The organism is Streptomyces sp. NPDC033165, assembly GCF_055577965.1.
The window spans coordinates 1-1,283 of the sequence record NZ_JBVIPK010000039.1 but is presented as its reverse complement, the minus strand read 5'-3'; the positions used below and the strand labels follow the sequence as shown (position 1 = coordinate 1,283).

Sequence of the window (1,283 nt, the reverse complement as noted above, 5' to 3'; positions counted from 1 at the left end):
CGCAGCCACCTCATAGACGGCTGCCTCGCCGAGACCGGCCTGACCATCAGACCCACCTGAGCAACCATGTGACATCACGAGTTCAACCTCAGTAGTTGGTTATGCGTCGTCCGGGGCCGAAGATTCCACCGTTGTCACTGACCGATGCTCAACGGGCCGTGCTGGAGGGCTGGGTGCGTCGGCGGACGACCGCGCAGGCGCTGGCTCAGCGGTCACGGATCGTGCTTGAGTGCGCGGACGGCCACTCGATCATGGAGGTGTCCCGTCGGCTGCGGGTTGCGCCGGACACCGTCCGCACCTGGCGGCGGCGCTTCCTGGAGAACGGCGTGGACGGCCTGTGTGACGAGCCCAGGCCGGGTGTCCCGCGGAAGATCACCGACGCGGATGTGGAACGAGTGATCGTCAGAACGCTCGAGGAGACACCGAAGAACGCGACGCACTGGTCGACGCGCTCGATGGCCGCCGCGACGGGCATGTCGCAGTCAACGGTATCCAGGATCTGGCGGGCGTTCGCTCTGGCCCCGCACCGCTCGCAGACCTTCAAGCTCTCCACCGATCCGTTCTTCATCGACAAGGTCCGCGATGTCGTCGGCCTCTATCTCGACCCGCCGGAGAAGGCTCTGGTTCTCTGCGTGGACGAGAAGTCGCAGATCCAGGCCTTGGACCGGTCCCAGCCGGTCCTGCCGATGATGCCCGGGGTTCCCGAGCGCCGAAGCCACGACTACATTCGCGCCGGCACCACCACCCTCTTCGCCGCCCTGGAAGTCGCGACGGGCAAGGTGATCGGATCGCTCCACCGCCGCCACCGGGCCGTCGAATTCAAGAAGTTCCTGGCCAAACTCGACAGGGCAGTACCGGCCGGCCTTCAGGTCCACCTGATCCTCGACAACTACGCGACGCACAAGACACCCGAGATCAAGAAGTGGCTGCTGGCACACCCGCGCTTCCACCTGCACTTCACACCTACCAGCGCGTCGTGGCTGAACCTGGTCGAGCGGTGGTTCGCCGAACTGACACAGAAGAAGCTCAAGCGCGGAGTACACCGCTCCGTCCAGGCCCTCGAACGCGACGTCCGGGCCTGGCTGGCCGACTGGAACAACCAACCCAAGCCCTTCATCTGGACCAAGACAGCCGACGAAATCCTCGACAAAGTCGCCGCCTACTGCCACCGAATCTCTGACTCAGGTCACTAGTAGTGCTTGGTCAGGTTGATTCGCCGGTGGCGTGTCCGTTTGATCGGGTGTGTCGTTGATCGTGTGTGCTGAGTGGGGAGTTGGCTGCGG

The 1,283-nt window shown here is 64.4% G+C and carries 1 protein-coding gene; it reads left to right on the top strand.

From position 1 onward, the window contains the following. The first annotated feature begins 101 nt into the window (after positions 1-101). Entirely contained in the window at positions 102-1,193 is a 1,092-nt protein-coding gene (locus tag ACZ5WC_RS33165; RefSeq protein ID WP_468544294.1) for an IS630 family transposase, read from the top strand. The last annotated feature ends 90 nt before the right edge of the window (positions 1,194-1,283 follow it).